This window comes from Variovorax sp. SPNA7 (genome assembly GCF_033807855.1).
GTDB lineage: Bacteria > Pseudomonadota > Gammaproteobacteria > Burkholderiales > Burkholderiaceae_C > Variovorax > Variovorax beijingensis.
Window position 1 is genome coordinate 2,570,553 of sequence record NZ_CP138513.1, and the last position, 22,455, is coordinate 2,593,007.

Sequence of the window (22,455 nt, forward strand, 5' to 3'; positions counted from 1 at the left end):
CGCCATGGCACGCTACCTTCTACGTCGGCTGCTGCAGTCGCTGCTGTTGCTCGCGCTGGTCTCGGTCATTGCATTCGCCATCCTGCATCTCGCGCCTGGCGGACCGCTGGCGCAATTTGTCGCGACGGGCGATCTGGGACAGGAGGACGTCGATCGGCTGATGGCGCAATACGGGCTGAACCGGCCTGTGCCGGTCCAGTATCTCGAATGGGCCGGAAACATCGCGACCGGCGACTGGGGCACCTCGTACCGGGATCAGTTGCCGGTGCTCAAGAAGATCGGCATTCATGTCGGGCCCACGCTTGAACTCATGGTGAGTTCGACGCTGCTGGCGATGTTCATCGGCGGCATGATCGGCATCCTGGGTGCGGTGAAGCGTTATTCGTTCTTCGACCATCTGGCCACGATCGGCGCAATGGTTGCGCTGTCTATCCCGACGTTCTGGTTCGGCCTGGCCGTCATCTACGTGTTCTCCGTGAACCTGGGTTGGCTGCCGGCGGGCAACCGCGAAACGATCGGGGACGGTTCCTTCATCGACCGCCTGCAGCATCTGGTGGCACCGTGCATCGTGCTGGCGCTGGTCTCCACCGCCGTATGGAGCCGCTACATGCGCTCCTCGATGCTCGACGTGGTGAATCAGGACTACATCCGCACAGCCAAGTCCAAAGGCGTGCCGGCCATGCAGATCCTGTTGCGCCACGCGCTGCGCAACGCGCTGCTGCCGATGATCACGATCACGGGCCTGCACGTGTCCACGCTGCTGAGCGGCGCGTTGGTGACGGAGACCGTGTTCACCTGGCCGGGCATGGGCCGGCTCTTTCTCGACAGCGTGAGCAACCGCGACTACCCCGTGGTGATGGGCATGCTGATGTTCACGGCCTGCATGGTTCTATTGGGCAGCCTGGTCGCGGACCTTCTCTACTCCGTGGCGGACCCGCGCATCAAAGGAGCTTCCAAATGAGCACCGTCCAGACCGTAACGCTGGCTCCGCCGCGGCGCACGCTGGCCGAGCGCTATCCGGCCCTCAGGCGCTTCCTGCGCCACAGGGCGGCGCTCCTGGGCGTGGGCGTCGTGCTGTTCATGACACTCTTGAGCTTCGTCGGCCCCTTGCTGATGCCTTTCAATGCCACCGACACGGACATCCGCGCGCGGCTGACGGAACCGTTCGCCGGCGCGCACCTGCTCGGAACCGACCCGTTGGGCCGCGACGTGCTGGCGCGCCTGATGTATGCCGGCCGCATCTCTCTGGCTGTCGGCTTCGCGGCCACCGCACTGTCGGTGGTGGTGGGGGTGCTGGTCGGGCTCGTGGCGGGCTTCTACCGCGGCGCGGTCGGTGCTGTGCTCATGCGCTTCGTGGATGCCATGCTCTGCTTTCCGACCATCTTCCTGCTGCTGGCGGTTGCGGCCCTGATCGAGCCGTCGGTCACTTCCATCGTGGTGCTGATCGCCCTGGCGAGCTGGATGGAGGTGGCCCGCGTGGTGGAAGGCCAGATCCGGTCGCTGCGCGAACGCGATTTCGCGCTCGCCGCCGAATCGCTTGGCGCCAGCGACAGCCGCATCATGTTCCGCGAGCTCTTGCCCAATGCTGTTGCGCCCATCGTCGTGGCCGCGACGCTGAACATTGCCCACGCCATCCTGGCCGAGTCGTACATCAGCTTCCTTGGCTTCGGCATCCAGCCGCCGACGCCGAGCTGGGGAAACATGCTGGAGAACGCGCAGAGCTACCTCACCAACGCGCCCTGGCTTGCGATCGTGCCGGGACTGGCCATCACGCTGACCGTCACGAGCTTCAACTTCATCGGCGACGGGCTGCGCGATGCCTTGGACGCGAAACTGGATCGATGAAATGCTTGATATGAATCGCTTTCAACCGATCCCCGTCCAACCTGCCCAAGCCGCTGCCGAAGCGGAAAACATCCTGGACGTGCGCGATCTGAACGTCGCTTTTCGTACGGCGGCCGGCAAGCTCCACGCGGTGCGCGACGTGAGCTTCTCGGTGCGCCGCGGCGAGACACTGGCCCTGGTGGGGGAGACCAGCTCCGGCAAGAGCGTGACCTGCCTCGGCCTGCTCGGCCTCACACCGCCCGCGCCTTACTGCACGATCACCGGTTCCGCGCGGCTTGTGGCGCGCGACGGCCGCACGCACGAGCTGGTCGGATCGCCCGAGCGCGAGATGCGTCGGGTGCGCGGCGGCGTTGCATCGGTGATCTTCCAGGAGCCGATGACGTCGCTGAACCCGGTGCACACCGTCGGCGCACAGATCTGCGAGAGCTTGCGGATCCACCTCGGGATGAGCGCACATGCGGCCATGGACCGCGCTGCCGAACTCCTGAACCAGGTCGGCATCTCGGACCCGAAACGCCGCCTCGGGAACTACCCGCACGAGTTGTCCGGCGGCATGCGTCAGCGCGTGATGATCGCCATCGCGATCGCCTGCGAGCCGTCGCTGCTGATCGCCGACGAGCCCACCACCGCACTCGACGTGACCATTCAGGCGCAGATTCTCGAACTGCTCCAGAAGCTGCAGTCGCAGAACCGGATGTCGATGATCTTCATCACGCACAACCTCGGCACGGTGGCCGAGATCGCCGACCGCGTGATGGTGATGTACGCGGGCCGCATCGTCGAGCAGTCCGACGTCATGTCCTTGTTCACGCAGCCGCGGCATCCGTACAGCCGAGGGCTGATCCATTCGGTTCCACGGCTGCATTCCAACCGTGCCCGCAAGACCCCGCTCTTCGCCATTCCGGGCAACGTGCCCGATCCGGCCGCACACCCGCCCGGCTGCACCTTCGGGCCGCGTTGCGGCCACTTCGTGCCGGGCCGCTGCGATGCCGCGGTGCCGAATCTGGAGAACGCAAGGCCGGACCATCTGGTGCGATGCGTCCGTTGGTCTGAAATCGAAGGAGCCGCGTGATGCAGCAAGCACAACAGAATCAGCAAGATCAGCAAGAGCAGTTGCATCAGCCGCCTGCAACCGCCCTGATGCAGGTGGAAGGCATGCGCAAGTGGTACCCCCTGGGCACCACCTGGTTCGGAAAGCCGGCGCAGCACGTCAAGGCTGTCGATGGTGTGAGTTTCGACATCCGCCGCGGCGAGGTGCTCAGCCTCGTGGGCGAAAGCGGCTCGGGCAAAAGCACGATCGGCCGCGCCATCCTGAACCTGGACCCACCGACCGCGGGGCAGGTGCACTTCGACGGAAAGCCCCTGGTGGGTCTCACGCGCCGCCAGATGCGACCGCTGCGGCGCTCGATGCAGATGGTGTTCCAGGACCCGTACTCGTCGCTGAACCCGAAGCACACGGTCGAGGAGCTGCTGGCCGCACCGCTGCAGATCCACATGCCCAAGCTGACGATGCAGGAGCGACGGGACCGCATCGATGCCGTGCTCAAGACCGTCGGGCTGAACCCGGCGCACCGTTCGCGCTATCCGCACGAGTTCTCGGGCGGGCAGCGGCAGCGGATCGGCATCGCCCGTGCGCTCATGACCGAGCCGAAGCTGCTGGTGGCCGACGAGCCGGTGTCTTCCCTCGATGTGTCCGTGCAGGCGCAGGTGATCAACTTGCTTCTCGAGCTGAAGCAGCGGCTCGGGCTCACGATGCTGTTCATCAGTCACGACCTCGCGGTGGTGGGCCATATCTCGGACCGCATCGCGGTGATGTATCTCGGCCGGCTGGTGGAGATCGCCGACGCCGAATCGTTGTTGAACAATCCGCGCCATCCCTACACGCGTGCGCTGATGGCTGCCGTGCCGAACCTCGACCCGCAGCATCGGCGCCCGCGCGAGCTGCTCAAGGGCGACATTCCGAGCCCGCTGGCTCCCCCATCGGGATGCGCCTTCCGCACGCGCTGTGCACACGCCCAGCCGGCATGCGCGAGCGGCGTGCCCGAACTCAGATTCATCGAGCGGAACCACGCGACCGCGTGCATCCGCGACGACATCTAACCCCAACCCATGTCTCCATCCATTCTTCGCATCCGCAGCGACGACAAGCTGCCCGAGCAAGCCGACGCCGTGGTGATCGGCGGCGGCATCGTCGGCGTTTCCACGGCCTATTTCCTGGCCAAGCGCGGCCTCTCGGTCGCCGTTCTCGAAAAGGGCTACATCGGGGGCGAGCAGTCCAGCCGCAACTGGGGCTGGTGCCGCCAGCAGAACCGCGACGTGCGCGAGCTGCCTCTGTCGGCATTGGCGCTTCGCCTCTGGGACGAGATGACGCGCGACATCGGACGCGACCTCGGTTTCCGTCGCTGCGGCCTGTACTACGCAAGCGACGACGCCAAGCAGATCGCCACCTGGGACGATTGGGGAAGAAGGCACGGGCGGCCTTTCGGCGTTCGCACGCGCATGCTCAGCGCGGCGGAGGCAGCGGGCGTCATGAAAGGCAGCGCCAGCCGCCAATGGCTGGGCGGCGTGCACTCGATGGACGACGGCACGGCGGACCCTGCACTCGCCGCCCCCGTGATCGCGGAAGGGGCGCGGGCTCTGGGCGCCACCATCCATCAGGACTGCGCAGCCCGCGGCCTCGACATCGCCAACGGCGCGGTCAGCGGCGTGATCACCGAACGAGGCTTGATCAAAACGGGCGCTGTCGTCTGTTCCGGAGGCGCCTGGGCGTCCACGTTCTGCCGCCGGCACGGCATTTCCTTCCCGCAGGCGAGCGTGCGCGCATCCGTCCTGCGGACCGGTCCCATCGAAGGCTTGCCGCCGGCCCTGTCGACGCCGGAATGCACGCTGACGCGCCGCCCCGATGGCGGTTACATCGTGGCGATCAGCGGCAGGGGGACGCTCGAGTTCACTCCCCAGGCGCTGCGGTACGCACGCGAGTTCATGCCGATGTTCATGAAGCGGCTCAAGGCGGTGGAGTTCGGCATCGGGCGTTCGTTCTTTCGCGGGCCTGGCGCACTCGGCAGCTGGGACTTCGACAAGGCGTCGCCGTTCGAGCAGATCCGCGTTCTCGATCCGGCACCGGACCAAGGCGCGATTCGTCATCTGCTCGGCTGCGTGAAGCAGCTCTATCCCGCGATGAAGGACGTGACGGTGTCAGACGCCTGGGGGGCGTACATCGACAGCACGCCCGATGCCGTGCCTGTCATTTCACCCGTCGATCGGATCAAGGGCTTCGTCCTTGCCGCCGGGTTCAGCGGCCATGGTTTCGGCACCGGTCCTGGCGCGGGGCACCTTGCCGCGAGCCTGGTCGTCGGCGAGCGGCCGGCGGTCGATCCCACGCCTTTCCGCTTCTCGCGCCTTGGCGATGGCTCGAAGGTCACGGTCGGTGCCATTTGACGCTTCTCGTCTGCGGCCTGACGCCATTCAATTTTTTCCATCCAAGCAAGAACCTTCTCTCATGAGCAATCTCACCTTTTTCAAATACGACGATCTTGGTTCCGCGCGCGAAGGCGGTCCGCTGCCAGAGCGGGTCATCGAGGGCAACGCGAAATTCAAGAATTGGGACGTCGATCAGTCCGCCGATGGAAAAGTGCGCGCCGGCGTCTGGGAGACGACGCCGGGCACCTTCCGGTCCATCAAGGGCGGCACCATGGAGTTCTGCTACATCCTCTCGGGCATCTCGGAAGTGACCGAGGACGGAAAGCCGCCGGTGCGGGTGCAGGCAGGCGATGCGTTCGTGATGAAGCCCGACTTCACCGGCGTGTGGCGCTGCATCGAGACCACCCGCAAGATCTGGGTCGTCTACCAGTAGGCAGCATGTCTTTCCTGTACAAGGCTGACCCCGTGCGCGGGGCGGAGTGGACACGCCTGTTCGCCGCCAAGGCGCCCGACATTCCGTTTCATATCTGGCCGGAAACCGGAAGTGTGGACGACGTGCGCTATCTTGCCGCGTGGGTGCCGCCGCAGGACATTGCGCAGCGGTTCCCCAACCTGGAACTGTTTTTCTCGACGGGTGCGGGGATCGACCAGTTCGACCTCGCCGCGTTGCCGCCGGAATTGCCGGTGGTGCGCATGGCCGAGCCCGGTGTCGTCGCGGGCATGGTGGAGTACGCCACGATGGCCGTGCTCGCGCTTCACCGAGACCTGCCGACCTACATCTGGCAGCAGCGCCAAGCCAACTGGGCGGCGCACCGCGTCCATCCCGCATCGAAGCGGCGCGTAAGCGTTCTCGGCCTGGGAGTGCTCGGATGCGCGGTGTTGAACCAGTTGCGCACGCTCGGCTTCCCGCTCGCCGGCTGGAGCCGGACGCGCCGCGAGATTGAAGGTGTGGCGTGCTACGCGGGCCAGGCGGAACTGCCTGCGATGCTGACCAGTACCGACATCCTCGTGTGCCTGCTGCCCCTTACCCAGGAAACGCGCGGCATTCTCGATTCCACGCTGTTTCAGCATCTGCCGCGAGGCGCATCGTTGGTGCATGTCGGGCGCGGAGCGCACCTTGACCACCAGGCATTGGTCGATGCGCTGGAGGCGGGCTGGCTGTCCGGCGCGGTCGTCGATGTCACTGATCCAGAGCCGCTGCCCGCGGGCCACCCTTTCTGGGCGCACCCGAAGATCCTGCTCACGCCGCACATCGCCAGCATGACGCAGCCGGAGACGGCTGTGGAACTGGTGCTCGACAACATCCGCCGCCACGAGGCGGGCGAGCCATTGATCGGGCTGGTCGATCGCACGCGGGGGTATTGAAATCATGAACAACGACATCGAAGACTTGCTGCCGGCCTTGGCCGTGTTGCGGCGCGACCTGCACGCGCACCCCGAACTGGCGTTCGAAGAGCGGCGCACTTCCAGCGTGGTTGCGGCTGCGCTGCGCGAATGCGGCTTGGAAGTGCACGAGGGAATCGGCGGGACCGGCGTGGTGGGCGTTCTGCGCCGGGGTCATTCGACGCGCATGGTGGGCCTGCGCGCGGACATGGATGCGCTTCCCATGCGAGAGGACGCCCAGCATTCCCATGTCAGCCGCCACCTTGGCGTTCACCACGGCTGCGGTCACGACGGCCACACGGCCATGCTGCTGGGAGCAGCCCGGCACCTTGCGCGAGCCGGAAGCTTCGATGGAAGCATTGCCTTCATCTTCCAGCCCGCCGAAGAAGGAAGGGGAGGTGCACGCGAGATGGTGCGAGAAGGCCTGTTCGAGCGCTTTCCGTGTGAATCCGTGTTCGCCCTGCACAACTGGCCCGACCTCCCTGCAGGCACGGCTGCCACAAGACCGGGGCCCATCATGGCCGCGGCAGATCGCTTCGACATCGTCGTGCGCGGGCAAGGCGGCCATGCAGCACAACCCGACCGTACACCCGACGTGGTGCTCGCCGCCAGTGAACTCGTCGCGCAGATGCACACGATCGTGTCGCGGCGCATTCCTCCTACGCAGAATGCCGTCTTGTCAGTGACGCGGATCAGCGGAGGTCAGTCGCACAACGTTCTGCCAGCGGCCGTGGAGCTGACCGGCACCGTGCGCAGTTTCGACCCCGCCGTGCAGGACACGATCGAGCAGGCGATTCGCGATGTCGCAGCGGGTGTCGCGCGCGGGAGCGGTACCACGATCGAGGTCGAGTACACGCGCTACTACCCGGCGACGGTCAACAGCCCCGAGCACGCGCAGCTCGCACTCGAGGCGGCGCGCAGTGCCGGCCTGGATGTGCAACTGGCCGCCGCGCCTGCATTCACGTCGGAAGACTTTGCATTCATGCTCCAGCAGCGCCCAGGGGCTTACCTCTGGCTCGGCCAGCGCGGCGCAGACCACACGGCCTCGCTGCACCACCCCTCATACGACTTCAACGATGACGTGCTCGCCTGCGGCGTGCGCTGGTTCGCAGCCGTCGCGCACATGGCCTTGCGTTGAGTCGGTCCCGCGTCAAGAAATGAAATCCAAGATGCTGTACTTTTCCACCCGCGGCCATCCCGACCGCAAGCGCTTTTGCGAGATCCTGCTGGAGGGCCTGGCGCCCGATGGCGGCCTGTATCTGCCGGAGCGATACCCACAGGTCACACCCGAGCAGCTATCCCGGTGGCGTGGTCTGCCTTATGCGGAACTCGCCTTCGAAGTCCTCTCGCTCTATATCGACGACATCCCGGCCGACGACTTGCGCGCGCTCTGCCGCAAGACCTACACCGAGGAGGTCTTCGGCACGAAGGAGATCGTGCCGCTCAAGATGCTGGAGGAGGGCGTGTACCTCCAAGCCCTGTCCAACGGCCCCACGCTGGCCTTCAAGGACATGGCGATGCAGCTGCTGGGCAACCTATTCGAATACGAACTGGCCCGCCGCGGTGCGGAGCTCAACATTCTTGGCGCCACCAGCGGCGACACCGGCAGCGCGGCCGAGTACGCCATGCGCGGCAAGAAGGGCGTGCGGGTCTTCATGACCTCGCCGGACGGCCGCATGAGCCCCTTCCAGCAGGCGCAGATGTTCAGCCTGCAGGACGAGAACATCCACAACATTGCCATTACCGGCGTGTTCGACGACTGCCAGGACATCGTCAAGGCGGTGTCCAACGACCTGGGCTTCAAGCGCAAGTACCGCATCGGCACGGTCAACTCGATCAATTGGGCGCGCCTCCTGGCCCAGGCGGTGTACTACTTTGCCGGCTACTTCCAGGCCACGAAGTTCAACACCGAACAGGTGAGCTTCGCTGTGCCCTCGGGCAACTTCGGCAACATCTGCGCCGGCCACGTGGCGCGCATGATGGGCCTGCCCATCGACAAGCTCGTGCTCGCCACGAACGAGAACGACGTGCTGGACGAGTTCTTCCGTACCGGCGTTTATCGGGTCCGCGGCAGCGCCGACACCTACGAGACCTCCAGTCCGTCGATGGACATTTCCAAGGCCAGCAACTTCGAGCGTTTTGTGTTCGATCTGTTGGGTCGCGACGCGAACACGGTCAAGCGTCTGTTTGGCGAGGAACTCGCGAAGAACGGCCGCTTTGACCTTGATGCCGACCCGGCATTCGCGCTGGCCGGCACGCACTATGGATTTCTCAGCGGCAAGAGCATTCACGCCGACCGTCTGACGACGATCCGCGACACGCACGAGCGCTTTGGCGTGACCATAGACACCCACACGGCCGACGGCCTGACGGTGGCGCGCCACTTCGTGCGCGCTGGTGTGCCGATGATCGTGCTGGAGACGGCGCTGCCGATCAAGTTCGCGGCGACCATCGTCGAAGCGTTGGGTCACGAGCCGGACCGGCCCGCGCGGTTCCGCGGCATCGAAGACCTGCCCAAGCGCGTGACGGTGCTCCCGGCGGATGCGGTTCACGTCAAGGCATTCGTCGCCGCACACTTGTCCTGATCGCAGCATGGCTGTCTTCACCGAAGTTCTCTACGACGAGGCTGCCGCCTTCCTGCGGCGGCTGGGCCTTGGCAACCTGCAGGCCATGGCCGCCTGCAGTGGCGGCATCGAGAACACCAACTACTTCGTTGACACGGACCACGGCGAGTACGTGCTGACGCTGTTCGAGCGCCTGGCATGGGAGCAATTGCCGTTCTACCTGCACTTGATGCAGCATTTGGCGGATCGCGGCATTCCGGTGCCGAGGCCGGCGCCAGACGCCGAAGGTCCCATCCTGCATCGCCTCAAGGACAAGCCGGCCGCAGTGGTGGGAAGGTTGCGCGGAAAGAATGAACTGGCGCCCGATGCGCAGCAATGCGGCGCTGTGGGCGAAATGCTGGCGCGAATGCACTTGGCTGGCAGGGACTATGCCCGCCATCAGCCCAACCTGCGCGGCCTGCCGTGGTGGAAGGAAACCGTGCCGGTTCTGCTGCCCTATGTAGGCAACGACCAGCGCACGCTGCTGCTGGACGAACTGGCCTTCCAGACACGCATCGCCGCATCGCCCGATTACGCGGCCCTCCCGCGCGGGCCGGTTCATGCCGACCTGTTTCGCGACAACGTGATGTTCGAGGGCGGCTGCTTGAGCGGCTTCCTCGATTTCTACTTCGCGGGCTGCGACACCTTCCTGTTCGACATCGGGGTCTGCCTCAACGACTGGTGCGTGGGTCTGGACAGCGGATGCGCCGACGCCGTCCGGCGGGCAGCATTTCTAACAGCTTACGAGTCGGTGCGCCCGCTCGCGCCTGAGGAACGTCGTCTATTGCCGGCTCTTGAGCGTGCCGCGGCCTTGCGCTTCTGGGTATCGCGGCTCTGGGACTGCTACATGCCCCGCGAAGCCGCCTCTCTGAAGGCTCATGACCCCAGCCACTTCGAACGCGTTCTGCGCCATCGCGTGAGCGATGCCACCGGCGCAAGCATTTTCTAGAAAGGACTTTGGGCCGACTTGGGCCATGAGGATCAACTATGAGAACCACCGCAGATTTTTACGCCTCGCTGAGAAGCGAACTCGAGGAAATACAGGCCACCGGCCTGTTCAAGCTCGAACGCACGATCCAATCGCCGCAAGGAAGCCAGATCGCCACCGCGGATGGACGGGAAGTGATCAATCTCTGCGCGAACAACTATCTGGGCCTGTCATCCCACCCCAGCGTCATCGAGGCCGCCCATGACGCGCTGGCCGCGCGCGGGTTCGGTCTGAGTTCCGTCCGCTTCATCTGCGGAACGCAGGATGTCCACAAAACGCTCGAAGCGCGCCTCTCGCAATTTCTTGGCACGGAAGACACCATCCTGTATGGGTCGGCATTCGATGCCAACGGCGGGCTGTTCGAGACGCTGCTGGGCGCGGGCGATGCCGTGATCAGCGACGAACTCAATCACGCGTCCATCATCGATGGGATCCGGTTGTGCAAGGCCAAGCGGTACCGCTACCGACACAACGACCTGGTGGATCTGCGCGAGCAACTGAAAGCGGCGGATGAAGCGGGAGCCCGGTACAAGCTGGTGTTTACCGACGGGGTCTTTTCGATGGACGGGACCATTGCCCGCCTGGACGAAATCCGTGATGTCTGCGACGAGTTCGGAGCATTGCTGGGCGTTGACGATTCACACGCTACCGGTTTTCTCGGCAAGCGAGGGCGCGGCACCCATGAATACCGCGGTGTCTTCGGCAAGGTGGACATCATCACCGGCACCCTGGGCAAGGCGCTCGGCGGTGCATCCGGCGGGTTCACGAGCGCCAGGGCGGACGTCGTCCAGTTGCTGCGCCAGCGCTCGCGGCCCTATCTGTTCTCGAACAGCCTGGCACCGGTGATCGTCGGCGCGACCTTGAAGGTGCTCGACCTGCTGGAGGCCGACACGAACCTGCGCGACAGCCTGGAGGACAACACGCGCTACTTCCGCGCCGGGCTCGCGGCATGCGGTTTCAAACTGAAGCCAGGCGAACACCCGATCATCCCGGTGATGCTCCATGACGCGGAGCTCTCTCAGATGCTGGCTCGTCGGCTGCTGGAGCTGGGGGTCTACGTGACCGGATTCTTCTATCCCGTGGTGCCCAAGGGCCAGGCTCGCATCCGCGTTCAGATCAGTGGGCAGCATACCCGCGCCCAGCTTGACGCTGCATTGAACGCCTTCGCGCAAGCCGGGAAAGAGCTGGGGGTGATCGCATGACCGGATCGCCTCGGATTCTCGTCATCGGCGCCAACGGCCAGTTGGGCACCGAGCTCTCCGCTGCTCTGGCGAACCGCTACGGCGCCGACAACGTCGTGGGTAGCGACCGCCTGGATGTGGGTCGAAACGCCAATGTTCGCTATGAGATGCTGGATGCCACGGACGTGGGCCAGCTTACGCAGGTGGTCGAGAAGCATCACATTACCCAGATCTACCATCTCGCGGCGGCTTTGTCGGCGACGGGAGAGACTGCACCTGAGTGGGCTTGGAGACTCAACATGGGCAGCCTGTTGAACGTCCTGGAGGTTGCACGGCATCGCAAGCTGGACAAGGTTTTCTGGCCCAGTTCCATTGCTGCCTTCGGCCCGACGACACCCGCCGAGGCCACGCCTCAACGAACGGTCATGGAGCCCAGCACCATCTACGGCATTTCGAAGCTGGCAGGCGAGGGCTGGTGCCGCTGGTACTACGAGAACCATGGCGTGGATGTTCGCGGCCTGCGCTATCCGGGACTGATTTCCTACAAGGTGAGTCCCGGCGGCGGCACGACCGACTATGCGATCGACATCTTCCACGCGGCCCTGAGAGGAGAGCGCTACACCTGCTTCCTGGCCGAAGATGAACCCCTGCCCATGCTCTACATGGACGATGCGGTACGCGGGACCCTGGAGTTGATGGAAGCGCCCAGTTCGGCCATCACCGAACGCGGCAGCTACAACCTCGCCGGCGTGAGCTTCACGCCCCGCGAGATCGCGCAGGAGATACGCAAGCACTTGCCCGACTTCGAGATTGCGTATGAGCCGGATTTCCGACAGGAGATCGCCAGCGGGTGGCCCGATTCCATCGATGACAGCTGCGCGCGGCGCGACTGGGACTGGGCTCCGAGGTACGACCTTTCGGCGACTGTCCGCGACATGCTGAAGAACCTGTCTTCCATGTCGATGCCGGGCGCGGAGCTCGGTGTGGCAAATGGCGAACAAGTGGCCGCAAATTGACAACCTCTGAATGACAAACACCATGACACTGACTCTCGAACGCAAGGACCTGATGCCCGGACGCCAGTTGATCGGCGCCGAATGGCGCGAAGCGATCGACGGACGCCGCCTCGACGTCATCGACCCCGCCACCAACGACGTCTTCGCAAGCGTGCCCGACGGCAGCGCCGCCGATGCGCGCGCGGCCGTCGATGCCGCCCATGCCGCCTTCCCGGCCTGGCGTGCCGTGCCCGCCAAGCAGCGCGCCCAGATCATCAAGCGCTGGAATGACCTGGTGATGGTGCACCAGGAGGACCTCGGGCGGCTGATCTCGCGCGAGCAGGGCAAACCGCTGGCCGAGGGCAGGGGCGAAGCGGCCTATGCCGCCAGCTACATCGAGTGGTTTGCCGAGGAAGCCACCCGTGCCAACGGCGACATCATTCCCGCACCGGTGCCCGGCCGGCGCATGTTCGCACTGAAGGAGCCGGTCGGCGTGGTCGCCACCATCACGCCATGGAATTTCCCGGCCGCGATGATCGCCCGCAAAATTGCGCCGGCCCTCGCCGCCGGTTGCACCGTGGTGTGCAAGCCGGCGGAGGACACGCCGCTGACCTCCCTCGCCCTGATCAAGCTGGCCCAGGAAGCCGGGGTGCCGGCGGGCGTGATCAACATCGTCACCGCCTCGCGCGAACGCACGCCCGAGGTGGTTGACGTGTGGCTCGATGATGCGCGGGTGCGCAAGATCAGCTTCACCGGCTCGACGCCAGTGGGCCAGCATTTGGCGCGTCGTTCCGCCAACACGCTGAAGAAGTTGTCGCTCGAGCTTGGTGGCAACGCACCCTTCATCGTGTTCGAGGACGCTGACATCGATGCTGCTGTCGAAGGCCTGATGGCCGCCAAGTTCCGCAACGGCGGACAGACGTGCGTTTCGCCGAACCGGGTGTTCGTCCAGGACAAGGTGCACGACGCGTTCGTCGACAAGTTGACAGCGCGCGTGGGTGCGCTCAAGGTCGGCCCCGCCACCGATCCTGGCTCGCAGATTGGTCCGATGATCAATTCACGGTCCGTGGAGAAGATCGAGCGCCACATGCAGGACGCGGTCACCAGGGGCGCAATGGTGCTCACGGGGGGGAAGCGTCTTGTCGACCTGGGCCCGAACTATTTCGCGCCCACTGTGATGGTGAAGGCCGATGCCACCATGGCTTGCAGCTGTGAGGAGACCTTCGGGCCGGTGGTCCCGATCACACGTTTCATGACCGAGGCCGAGGTGATCGCGGCCGCCAACGACACGCCCTTCGGCTTGGCCGCTTATTTCTATTCGACCGACGTGCGCCGCATCTGGCGCGTGGCCGAGGCACTGGAGACAGGGATCGTCGGTATCAACGAAGGCGCATTGGCGGCCGAGGCCGCTCCCTTCGGCGGCGTCAAGGCTTCAGGCTACGGCCGCGAGGGCTCGGTGCACGGCCTTGATGACTATCTGCACACCAAGTACCTGTGCCAGGGGCAGCTTTAGCTGCGCACAATTGAGCCAAGTGTCGGCCGTGGGCCGAAGGCGGCACTACCGTGGAGCGAGAACAGTGAACATCTCGCCATCAGCATCGTCAAACGCTCCATGGTACCGAAAGCCCACGAACCTCTCGGCCACTGCAAGAGGAACACCGAAGACGTAGTCCACACCGCGTTCCTGCAATGCATCTGCTTGACATGGAAGGTGCCGCAGGGAGCTGCCGATAACTTGTAGGGTCGTCAGGCCGTCCTCCGAGTCATGCTCAACGAACCATCGATCGCGAGCAGGTCGCGATCTTGTCGGCATAGGGATCGAGCTTGCTTGAGCTCGCCCGCATGGCGTAGCGCGGCGCTTCGTCGCCGGCTCGCAGGTACTTCTTTACGGTGTTGCGAGACAGGCCTGTAGGCCTGGCTATCTCGCGAATGGGCATCTGCTCGGTAAGCGTGCGGTAATCCCGTCTTGAGCTTGGCCCCAGTGCGGGGTGTTGACGCCCGAGTGAGACTTTCCGAAGCCGCCGTCTTCGAGATGTGGTTGGGAGCGGGCGAACCGCGAACTGCCAAGAGCGGCAAAGTGCCTGTACGAGCCCTTGGTGAACCCCTGGTGGAACAGCTACCTCCGTGGGGCGCAGAATGACCGTTCGCCGGGCCAACACGGTTCACGACCTACGCTATTCAAAACGCCCGGCGGCCGAACGTTGGTATGACCGTGGCCGCGATCTTTGGGGGTTACCAACCGATAGTGCCGCGGTTTCATGTCACGCTCATTTCCAGCGGCGTGGTCTGAAACGCCAGCTGTCGCCAGCGGCCTTCATCTTGGGTCCAGACCTGCATTACGCGCGAATCGATGCGCACGGTGCCGCTGCCGTCCTTGCGCACGGCCACGAGCAGTTGCCGGCCGGTCATGAGCGCGGTGCCGCCCAGCACCCGCACTTTTAGCTCTGAACGGTCGATCTGCCGGTAGTCGACATGCGTGCCGCCCGAGCGGAAGTAGCTTTCGTAGTCGTCGATCTGGCCCTTGGCATGCACGTGCGTGAGCGCCGGATGGAGGATTTCGCGCAGCCGCGCGAAATCGGCGCGCTTCATGGCGTCGCATCGCTGCGCCTCGAGATCGAGCAGCAGCGCCTCGGTGGCGGAAGGCGACGGGGCGGTGAACGTGTCGGTCATGCGGGTTCCTGGAGAGCGAGTCTGGTGCGGTTCGGCGTGGCGCCGAGAGTCTTGCAGGCCCGCTGCATCAAAGCCTCCACTTCCCCGAGGATGCGCGCGACGCCGTAGACCAGATGGTCCGGCCGCACGAGCGCGCCCTCACACTGGTGGCGCTCGAACCACGCGGCAAGAATGCCGTCGGCCTCTGCCAGCATTGCGATGCCGGGCACCGCGGCCGCGGCATCGATGCACAGAAGTTGCGCCCCGAGCGCTGCTGCGGGTTCGCGCAACGCACGCAGCGCGGCCGCGTCGGGCGCATGGCGCAGCACCAGAAGGAAGCCGTGCGGCAGCAGGTCGTCCATCATCTGCGGCACGGCGCCGGGCTCGATCGATCCCATGGCTTGGGGGAAAGGCGTGCCCGCGGGCAATTCGTCGCAATCGATCAATCCGTGGTGCACGCCGGGCAGCAGGCTCTGCCGCAGTTGCATCCGCACCTGGCCGCCTTGCTGTTCGCGCAGGAGGCGGTCGCGCTCGGCGGCGCGCACCGGGTCGCGCTCGCAGATGATCTGGCCGAGGCGCTTGACGGTCGCCGTCACGTCCTCGACCTGCGGACTGCGCTCGTCGCCGTAGCTGTCCAGCAGGCTCTCGGGCGCACGCTCATCGAGCACCCACTGAAGCTTCCAGGCCAGGTTGACGGCATCGCGCAGGCCCTGGCACATGCCCTGGGCCAGGAAGGGCGGCATCTGGTGCGCGCTGTCGCCCGCCAGCAGCACGCGGCCCTTGCGCCATTGTTCGAGAACCACCGCATGGAAGCGGTAGGTGGCCGCGCGCCAGATGCGTGCATCCGCGGGAGTGAGCCAGGGGGCGAGCAGCTTCCAGATGGACTCGGGCGGCATCTCGCGCTGCTCGGCCTCGTCGGCCAGCAGCAGGAACTCCCAGCGCCGGTGGGTGCCCGGGCCGACGACGTAGGTGCAGGGACGCGACGGGTGGCAGTACTGGACGTTGGTGGCGGGCAGCCGGTCGAGCTTGTCTTCGTTCACGTGCATGTCGACCACGATCCAGGGCTCGTCGAACTCGAGGCTCTTGAGCTTCAACCCCAACTGCTTGCGCGTGGGGCTGGTGCCGCCGTCGCAGCCGACCACATAGCGCGCGCGCAGCTGCGCCTCGGTGCCGTCGGGCCGGCGGACGCCGAGCAGCGCATGGTCCGGCGGCTGGCTCAGCTGCAGCACCTCATGCCCGAGATGGATCGATACGCCGGGGAGCTTGCCGACGGCCTCGCGCAGCGAGGTTTCCAGCGCCGGCTGGTTGAAGGTGTAGGACGGCGCCCAGGCCAGCGGGTAGGGCGAAGGGCCCATGTCGAAGTGCTGGATGGGCTCGCCGTCACTGCCCTGGTAGATGGTCGGGCGGTAGGGCGTCATGTGCGGCGCCAGCGTGCCGGCAATGCCGATCTCCTGGAACACGCGCAGCGCCTCGTGGTCGAGCGCGAAGGCGCGCGGCAGCGGATAGATCTGTTCCGACTTGTCGAACACCGCAACGCGCAGACCGCGTTGGCCGAGCAGAGCGGCGAGCGTCGCGCCGACGGGGCCGAAGCCGATGACCGCCACATCGACGGGTTCCGGATTCTGTTGGAGCATGGCGTGCCTTGAATGCATGGATCTAAAGATTGTGCATAAAACCATATTTCATGCGCAAAGGGTTATCACCGATGGCGGCGGGCCGGTTGGTCGAAAAGAATGCACAAAACGCACTTTGTGCATATGGACACCATCACCATCAGCAAGGAGACACCATGACGACGATGAAAGCCGCCCGACTGCACAAGGTCGGCGCCCCGATGGAAGTCGAGCAACTGCCGATTCCCCAGCCCGCCGCCAACGACGTGCAGGTGAGGGTGCGTGCCTGCGGCATCGTGCCCAACCTGGGCAACATCCTGGCCAACTGGACCACCTGGTTTCCGGAGTTGCCGCTGCCGCCGCTGCCCGCGGTGTTCGGGCTCGACCCGGCCGGCGAGGTGACGGCGGTCGGCTCCCATGTGCACACGTGGAAGCCGGGCGACCGCGTCTATGTGAACCCGAGCCTCTACTGCGGCGGCTGCCGCGCCTGCCGCAACGGCGACCTCATCAACTGCACGCACTACGCGTTCAGCGGCTACTTCGGCTTCTCGCAGAACTCGCTCAAGCTCTACAAGAACTATCCCTCCGGCGGCCTGTGCGAATACATGATCGCGCCCCAATACGCGCTGGTGAAACTGCCGGACAACGTGAGCTTCAACCAGGCGGCGCGCTTCGGCTACCTGGGCACCATGTACTCCGCGATGCGCAAGGCGCAGGTCGGCCCCGGCCGCAGCGTGCTGATCAACGGCATCAGCGGCACGCTGGGCATCGGGGGCGCGCTTTTCGGGCTGGCGATGGGCGCCACGCGCATCCTCGGCACGGGGCGCAACCGGGAACTGCTGGAGCGCGTCAAGGCGCTGGCCCCCGATCGCATCGAGGTGTTTTCCAATGCCGACGGCGAGGCGATCGACGCATGGGTCAAGGCGCGCACCGACGGGCTGGGCGTGGACACCTTCATCGACGCGCTGGGCCCCGGCGCGCCGCACGAGACTTTCCAGCAGGGCGTGCGCGCATTGAAGCGCGGCGGCCGCGCCTTCAACATCGGCGCCATCGCGGGCATGGTGGGCATGGACCTGCACACCATGATGGACGAGCAGCAGAGCATCGAAGGCTCGGCCTGGTTCACCGCCGGCGAGGGGCAGGACATGGCCGACATGGCGGAAGCTGGCACGCTCGACCTCTCGGTCTTCGAGCATGTGTGCTATCCGCTGGACCGCATCAACGAGGCGATCTCGGGCATCGCGAGCCGCAACGGCGGCTTCAGCAACTTCGTCATCAACCCCTGAGGCACGCCATGAAGATCAGACGCGTGGTGGCGGGCACAGGCGCCGACGGCAAGGCCCGGGTGCTCTCGGATGGCGCTGCGCCGCGCAGCGTCGAGTTCACGACTTTGCCCGGCCATGCCGCAGCGCTGCTATGGACGACGGAGGCTGCCGACACCGTGGGTGCCGCGGCGCCGGGCCAGCGCGATCGTACCGGCGAGGCAGGCTTCGCGCCGACCGCGGGTGGCACCCGCGTGATGATGGTCAGCTTTCCGCCCGATGCCGTGATGATGCGCGCCGACTTCGATGCGGCCGCCTTCGGCGCCGAGGCCGGCCGCCTGGTTCCCGGCCTGGCCGAGACCTTCGAGCCCGATCACCCCGGCATGCACACCACCGACAGCATCGACTACGACATCGTGCTCGAAGGCGAGATCACGCTCGAACTCGACGACGGTGTGCAGGTGCTGCTGCGCCGGCACGACGTGGCCGTGCAGCACGGCAACCGTCATGCATGGCGCAACCTCGGCGACAAGCCCGCGACGATGCTGTTCGTGCTCGTGGGCACTCGGCGCACGGGCTGAGCCGCAATCGACGCCATGGCGCAGATGTCTTCCTCGACCTCGTCAAACCCGGCCAACCGGGCGGGATGCGGCGCTGTCCAGCAATGCGATTTCCTGGAGCAGATCGGCGAGCGCCACGCGCAGGAAGTCGAGCGTGGATTCGTCGACCAGCCGGCCGTCGCGGATGCGCGTGGCGATGTTCGCGATGGCGACGTGCTGCCGCACCACGGGCCGCGCCAGCGTGGCGGCCAAAGCGTCGCGGATCTGCGCCTGCGCGCGCACGCCGCCCGCGGTGCCCGGCGAAGCCGTCGCAATCAGGACCGGCTTTCCCTTGAGCGGCGAGGCAAAGCCCGGGCGCGATGCCCAGTCGATGGCGTTCTTCAGTACACCGGGCATGCCGTAGTTGTATTCCGGAGAGCACAGCACCAGGCCGTCGGCCTGCGCGATCGCCGTTTTCAGCCGGGCCACGGCCTCGGGCGGCGTGTCGCCGTCGCGATCGGCGTTGTAGAGCGGAACGTCGTCCAGTGGAAAGAGCTCGATGGATGCCGCCTCCGGCAGCAAGGGCTGCAGGCTGCGAAGCACCGCGGTGCAGTGGGATTCGCGCCGGATGCTTCCGGAGATGCCGAGCAGGCGGATGACGTGGGTCGAAGTGCTGTGTGTCATGTGGAAGCCGATGTTCAGGAGTCGAGAGTTTATGCATAAAATTGCTTCCATGCACAAACAAGAAATGCCCCCCACCTTTGAGCCACCGTTGGTCGAGCAGGCCTTCAACCGCTTGCGGCAGGATGTCCTGTCCGGCAACTTCGAAGCCGGCACCAAGCTCAAGCTCGACGAGCTCCAGGCGGCCTACGGCTATTCGAGCAGCCCGCTGCGCGAGGCGCTCAGCCGGTTGGCCCAGGAGGGGCTCGTTCGCGCCGATGAGCGCCGCGGTTTTCGCGTGGCACCTATCTCCGAGGACGATCTTGCGGACATCACCCGCATGCGCGTGATGCTCGACGTGCCGGCGCTGCGCGAATCCATTGCCCATGGTGACGACGCCTGGGAGGCTGCGATCCTGGCCGCTTTCCACCGGCTCGAGAAGGTCGAGTCCCGCCTGAGCGACGGGCCGGTCATTCTCGACAACGAATGGTCGCAGCTGCATCGCGCCTTTCACCTTTCGCTGCTTGCCGCCTGCCCGTCGCTGCGCCAGCGCACGTGGGGTGCAAGCCTGTTCGACCAGGCCGAGCGCTACCGGCGGTTTTCCGCGCGCCACAGGAAGACCGCGCGCCGCAAATCGAACGAGCACCGCAAGATCATGGACGCCGTCTTGCGCCGCGACACCGACACGGCCTGCGCTTTGCTCGAGGAGCACGTCCTGAGCACGCAGCGCAACGTGCTGGCCGCACTCCGAGCCGCCGAGGCCGCACAAACATAGGGGCGCGAAGCCCCATCACTCTGGAGACAGCATGCTCAAGGTCGCCCGACCCACGCCTTCGCATTTCGGCATCTTCGTCACCGACCTGGACCGGATGGTGGCGTTCTATACCGAGGCCTTCGATCTCACGATCACCGATCGCGGCGAAGGCCGCACCTTCAAGAACCAGCTGGTGTTCACCAGCGCCAGCCCCGATCAGCATCACCAACTGGTGCTGGCCTCCGGCCGGCCGGCGGAGGCAAAGTTCAGCACCGTGATGCAGATCTCCTTCGTGGTGCCGAGCATTCAATACCTGCGCGACATTTCCGCGCGGGCCGAGGCCCGTGGCGCCACCAACATCCGCGGCCTTAACCACGGCAATGCGCTCTCGGTCTACATGCTCGATCCCGAAGGGAACACGGTGGAGATCTATGTCGACACGCCGTTCTACATCGCGCAGCCGCACGGCGACCCGCTCGACCTGTCGAAGGACGACGAGACGCTCATGCGCGAGACCGAGGAGGCGTGCCGCAGGGACCCGACCTTCATGCCGCTCGCGCAGTGGCAGGCGCAGTTCGAGTCGCGTGCGCCAGCGGCTGCGCCTGCCGCCTGACGCGGCTGCTCTCCATTCCATCCCCAACATCTCAACCGGAGTTCCCATGAAGCTTTTGTCATTTGTCCATCAAGGCCGCGAAACCTGGGGCGCCGTTGTCGGCGACGGCGTGGTCGATCTCGGCAAGGCGCGTCCGCAGCACGCGGGACTTGTCGACTACATCGCCTCGGGCGAGTACCTGCAGGCGGCGCAGCACGTCGAAGGGCTGCCTGTGGTGGCCAAGCTCGCGGACATCACCTTTCTTCCGCCGATTCCGCGGTCCGAGAAGATCGTGTGCGCGGTCCGCAACTACATGGACCACCACCAGGAGGTGCTGGCCGCCGGCATGCATCGCGAGCTGTCGGAGCAGCCGCCGATCTTCCTGCGCGTGTGGCGCTCGCAATGCGCGCACAACCAGCCGATCGTGCGGCCGCACGTGTCGGAATCGCTCGACTGGGAGGGCGAACTCGCCGTCATCATAGGCAAGGGTGGGCGCAACATTGCCGAGACGGATGCCTTCGACCACGTGGCGGGCTACTCCTGCTACAACGACGGCAGCGTGCGCGAGTGGCAGTTCCATGCCAAGCAGATCGCCTCGGGCAAGAACTTCGAATCGACCGGCGGCTTCGGTCCGTGGATGGTGACGGCCGACGAGATCGCGCCGGGTCGCGAACTCAAGCTCGAGACCCGGCTCAACGGCGAAGTGGTGCAGAGCAGCCACACTGGCCACATGATCTTCAGCATTCCGAAGCTCATCAGCTACTCGTCGACCATCTTCACGCTCGCACCCGGCGACGTCATCGCCACCGGCACGCCGGCCGGCGTGGGCTGGAGCAAGAAGCCACCTCGCTTCATGAAGCCGGGCGACGTGTGCGAGGTCGAGATCGAAGGCATCGGCGTGCTGCGCAATCCTATCGTCCAGCAGGACTGAAGCCTCGGGACCCGGACCGCGGCGGCACAAGCCGCGGCCTTCATTCCACAACATTGGAGACAAACCATGTGGCACAGACGATTGCTCGTCGCCGCAGGCCTGGCCCTGGCCTGCGCGGCACCTTTACACGCCCTGGCCCAGGGCTTCCCGGACAAGCCGATCAAGATCTACCAGGGCTTTGCGGCCGGCGGCAACGCCGACACCATCACGCGCGTGGTCAGCACGGAAATGGCCAAGGGGCTGGGGCAGCCCTTCGTGGTCGAGGCACAGACCGGGGCAGGGGGCACCATTGCCGCGGGCACGGTGGCGCGCGCCAAGCCCGACGGATACACGCTGCTGCTGGCCACGGGCGGCCACGCGGTGGCAGGCGCGCTCTACAACAAGCTCAACTACCAGACGGTGTCGGACTTCCAGATGGTGTCGACGATCACCTACTTTCCGTTCCTGCTGGTGGTGCGGGCCGACTCGCCCTACCGCGGGCTGGGCGAAATGCTCGCCGCGGCACGCGCCGATGCACGCGGCGTTTCGTATGGGTCGGCGGGCATCGGCTCCACGCACCACCTCGCCGGCGAGCTGCTGGTGAAGAGCGCCAATGTCGAGATGCTGCACATTCCCTACCGCGGAGATGCGGCTTCGGTTGCGGCGCTGCTCGGCGGCGAGGTGCCGATGATCATTGCGCCGCCCACGGCAGTGCTGTCCAACATCAAGGCCGGCAAGCTCAGGGCGCTGGCCACCACCGGCGCGCAGCGCTGGAGCCAGATGCCCGAGCTGCCGACCGTGGCCGAGCAGGGCGTGCCGGGCTACGACGTGCGCTCGTGGGCCGGTTTCATGACGCCCGCGGGCACGCCGCGCCCCATCGTCGACCGGCTGCATGCCGAGACGCTCAAGGCTCTGCAAGCGCCGGGCGTGCGTGCGCGGCTTGAAGAGATGGGCGGCGAGGCACGCGGCAGCACACCCGAAGAAATGACCGCCATGGTGGCCGCCGAGCTGAAGCGGTGGACCGCCGTGGTGAACGACGCACACATACCCAAGCAATGAGG

At 65.7% G+C, this 22,455-nt stretch carries 22 protein-coding genes and 1 pseudogene; 19 read left to right on the forward strand and 4 right to left on the reverse strand.

What is annotated here, in order from left to right; translation table 11 throughout:
- Window positions 1-4 precede the first annotated feature (4 nt).
- The 13 genes from RZE77_RS11885 (at window position 5) to RZE77_RS11945 (ending at window position 13,928) form a co-directional block, all read left to right on the forward strand.
- Complete coding sequence (locus RZE77_RS11885) at window positions 5-961, forward strand: ABC transporter permease (RefSeq protein ID WP_307644465.1); 957 nt, start codon at window positions 5-7, stop codon at window positions 959-961.
- The gene (locus tag RZE77_RS11890) at window positions 958-1,845 is read left to right on the forward strand and encodes an ABC transporter permease (protein WP_319442018.1); all 888 of its coding nucleotides are present in this window, start codon (window positions 958-960) and stop codon (window positions 1,843-1,845) included. The genes RZE77_RS11885 and RZE77_RS11890 overlap by 4 nt, the downstream gene beginning before the upstream one ends.
- Window positions 1,846-1,855: 10 nt before the next feature.
- Window positions 1,856-2,917: an ABC transporter ATP-binding protein gene (locus RZE77_RS11895; protein ID WP_319442019.1), complete on the forward strand. Its 1,062-nt coding sequence runs from the start codon at window positions 1,856-1,858 to the stop codon at window positions 2,915-2,917.
- Entirely contained in the window at window positions 2,917-3,945 is a 1,029-nt protein-coding gene (locus RZE77_RS11900; protein ID WP_319442020.1) for an ABC transporter ATP-binding protein, read from the forward strand. Before RZE77_RS11895 ends, RZE77_RS11900 begins: the two co-directional genes overlap by 1 nt.
- Window positions 3,946-3,954: 9 nt before the next feature.
- A complete protein-coding gene (locus RZE77_RS11905) occupies window positions 3,955-5,283 on the forward strand; it encodes an NAD(P)/FAD-dependent oxidoreductase (protein WP_319442021.1) in 1,329 nt (442 codons plus the stop codon).
- Window positions 5,284-5,344: 61 nt separating this feature from the next.
- Window positions 5,345-5,698 (forward strand): cupin domain-containing protein, encoded by a 354-nt coding sequence (locus RZE77_RS11910; RefSeq protein WP_319442022.1) that lies wholly within the window; start codon window positions 5,345-5,347, stop codon window positions 5,696-5,698.
- 5 nt (window positions 5,699-5,703) lie between these two features.
- Entirely contained in the window at window positions 5,704-6,630 is a 927-nt protein-coding gene (locus tag RZE77_RS11915) for a 2-hydroxyacid dehydrogenase (RefSeq protein WP_319442023.1), read from the forward strand.
- Between the two features lie 4 nt (window positions 6,631-6,634).
- Entirely contained in the window at window positions 6,635-7,786 is a 1,152-nt protein-coding gene (locus RZE77_RS11920) for an amidohydrolase (protein ID WP_319442024.1), read from the forward strand.
- 31 nt (window positions 7,787-7,817) lie between these two features.
- On the forward strand, window positions 7,818-9,233 hold the full coding sequence (gene thrC, locus RZE77_RS11925) for a threonine synthase (protein WP_319442343.1): 1,416 nt from the start codon (window positions 7,818-7,820) through the stop codon (window positions 9,231-9,233).
- A gap of 7 nt (window positions 9,234-9,240) precedes the next feature.
- Entirely contained in the window at window positions 9,241-10,200 is a 960-nt protein-coding gene (locus RZE77_RS11930) for a homoserine kinase (RefSeq protein WP_319442025.1), read from the forward strand.
- 38 nt (window positions 10,201-10,238) lie between these two features.
- Window positions 10,239-11,441 (forward strand): glycine C-acetyltransferase, encoded by a 1,203-nt coding sequence (kbl, locus tag RZE77_RS11935; protein ID WP_319442026.1) that lies wholly within the window; start codon window positions 10,239-10,241, stop codon window positions 11,439-11,441.
- Entirely contained in the window at window positions 11,438-12,436 is a 999-nt protein-coding gene (locus RZE77_RS11940) for an NAD-dependent epimerase/dehydratase family protein (RefSeq protein ID WP_319442027.1), read from the forward strand. The genes kbl and RZE77_RS11940 overlap by 4 nt, the downstream gene beginning before the upstream one ends.
- A gap of 22 nt (window positions 12,437-12,458) precedes the next feature.
- Window positions 12,459-13,928, forward strand: coding sequence for an NAD-dependent succinate-semialdehyde dehydrogenase (locus RZE77_RS11945; protein ID WP_319442028.1), 1,470 nt, complete (start codon window positions 12,459-12,461; stop codon window positions 13,926-13,928).
- 283 nt (window positions 13,929-14,211) lie between these two features.
- On the opposite strand, the pseudogene RZE77_RS33355 reads toward RZE77_RS11945, so the two are convergent.
- The 3 genes and pseudogenes from RZE77_RS33355 to RZE77_RS11955 form a co-directional block, all read right to left on the reverse strand.
- A pseudogene (locus RZE77_RS33355) lies at window positions 14,212-14,352 on the reverse strand (helix-turn-helix domain-containing protein); the annotation flags it as partial.
- A 319-nt stretch (window positions 14,353-14,671) separates the two neighbouring features.
- A complete protein-coding gene (locus RZE77_RS11950) occupies window positions 14,672-15,085 on the reverse strand; it encodes a nuclear transport factor 2 family protein (protein WP_319442029.1) in 414 nt (137 codons plus the stop codon).
- Window positions 15,082-16,698 carry a bifunctional 3-(3-hydroxy-phenyl)propionate/3-hydroxycinnamic acid hydroxylase gene (locus RZE77_RS11955; RefSeq protein WP_319442030.1) on the reverse strand — a complete coding sequence of 539 codons (1,617 nt, stop codon included), beginning with the start codon at window positions 16,696-16,698 and terminating at the stop codon, window positions 15,082-15,084. Before RZE77_RS11955 ends, RZE77_RS11950 begins: the two co-directional genes overlap by 4 nt.
- A 155-nt stretch (window positions 16,699-16,853) precedes the next feature.
- Here RZE77_RS11955 and RZE77_RS11960 point away from each other — a divergent pair, with 155 nt between their 5' ends.
- Complete coding sequence (locus tag RZE77_RS11960) at window positions 16,854-17,963, forward strand: alcohol dehydrogenase catalytic domain-containing protein (protein WP_319442031.1); 1,110 nt, start codon at window positions 16,854-16,856, stop codon at window positions 17,961-17,963.
- Window positions 17,964-17,971: 8 nt separating this feature from the next.
- On the forward strand, window positions 17,972-18,520 hold the full coding sequence (locus tag RZE77_RS11965; protein ID WP_319442032.1) for a cupin domain-containing protein: 549 nt from the start codon (window positions 17,972-17,974) through the stop codon (window positions 18,518-18,520).
- A gap of 42 nt (window positions 18,521-18,562) precedes the next feature.
- On the opposite strand, the gene RZE77_RS11970 is transcribed toward RZE77_RS11965, so the two are convergent.
- Entirely contained in the window at window positions 18,563-19,162 is a 600-nt protein-coding gene (locus RZE77_RS11970) for an NADPH-dependent FMN reductase (protein WP_319442033.1), read from the reverse strand.
- A 31-nt stretch (window positions 19,163-19,193) separates the two neighbouring features.
- Between RZE77_RS11970 and RZE77_RS11975 the strand changes: the two genes are divergently transcribed.
- The 4 genes from RZE77_RS11975 (at window position 19,194) to RZE77_RS11990 (ending at window position 22,453) form a co-directional block, all read left to right on the forward strand.
- Window positions 19,194-19,913, forward strand: coding sequence for a GntR family transcriptional regulator (locus RZE77_RS11975; protein ID WP_319442344.1), 720 nt, complete (start codon window positions 19,194-19,196; stop codon window positions 19,911-19,913).
- A gap of 31 nt (window positions 19,914-19,944) precedes the next feature.
- Window positions 19,945-20,505 carry a VOC family protein gene (locus RZE77_RS11980; RefSeq protein ID WP_319442034.1) on the forward strand — a complete coding sequence of 187 codons (561 nt, stop codon included), beginning with the start codon at window positions 19,945-19,947 and terminating at the stop codon, window positions 20,503-20,505.
- A gap of 46 nt (window positions 20,506-20,551) precedes the next feature.
- Window positions 20,552-21,415, forward strand: a complete 864-nt coding sequence (locus RZE77_RS11985) for a fumarylacetoacetate hydrolase family protein (RefSeq protein ID WP_319442035.1) — start codon at window positions 20,552-20,554, stop codon at window positions 21,413-21,415.
- Between the two features lie 66 nt (window positions 21,416-21,481).
- Window positions 21,482-22,453 (forward strand): tripartite tricarboxylate transporter substrate binding protein, encoded by a 972-nt coding sequence (locus RZE77_RS11990; RefSeq protein ID WP_319442036.1) that lies wholly within the window; start codon window positions 21,482-21,484, stop codon window positions 22,451-22,453.
- The last annotated feature ends 2 nt before the right edge of the window (window positions 22,454-22,455 follow it).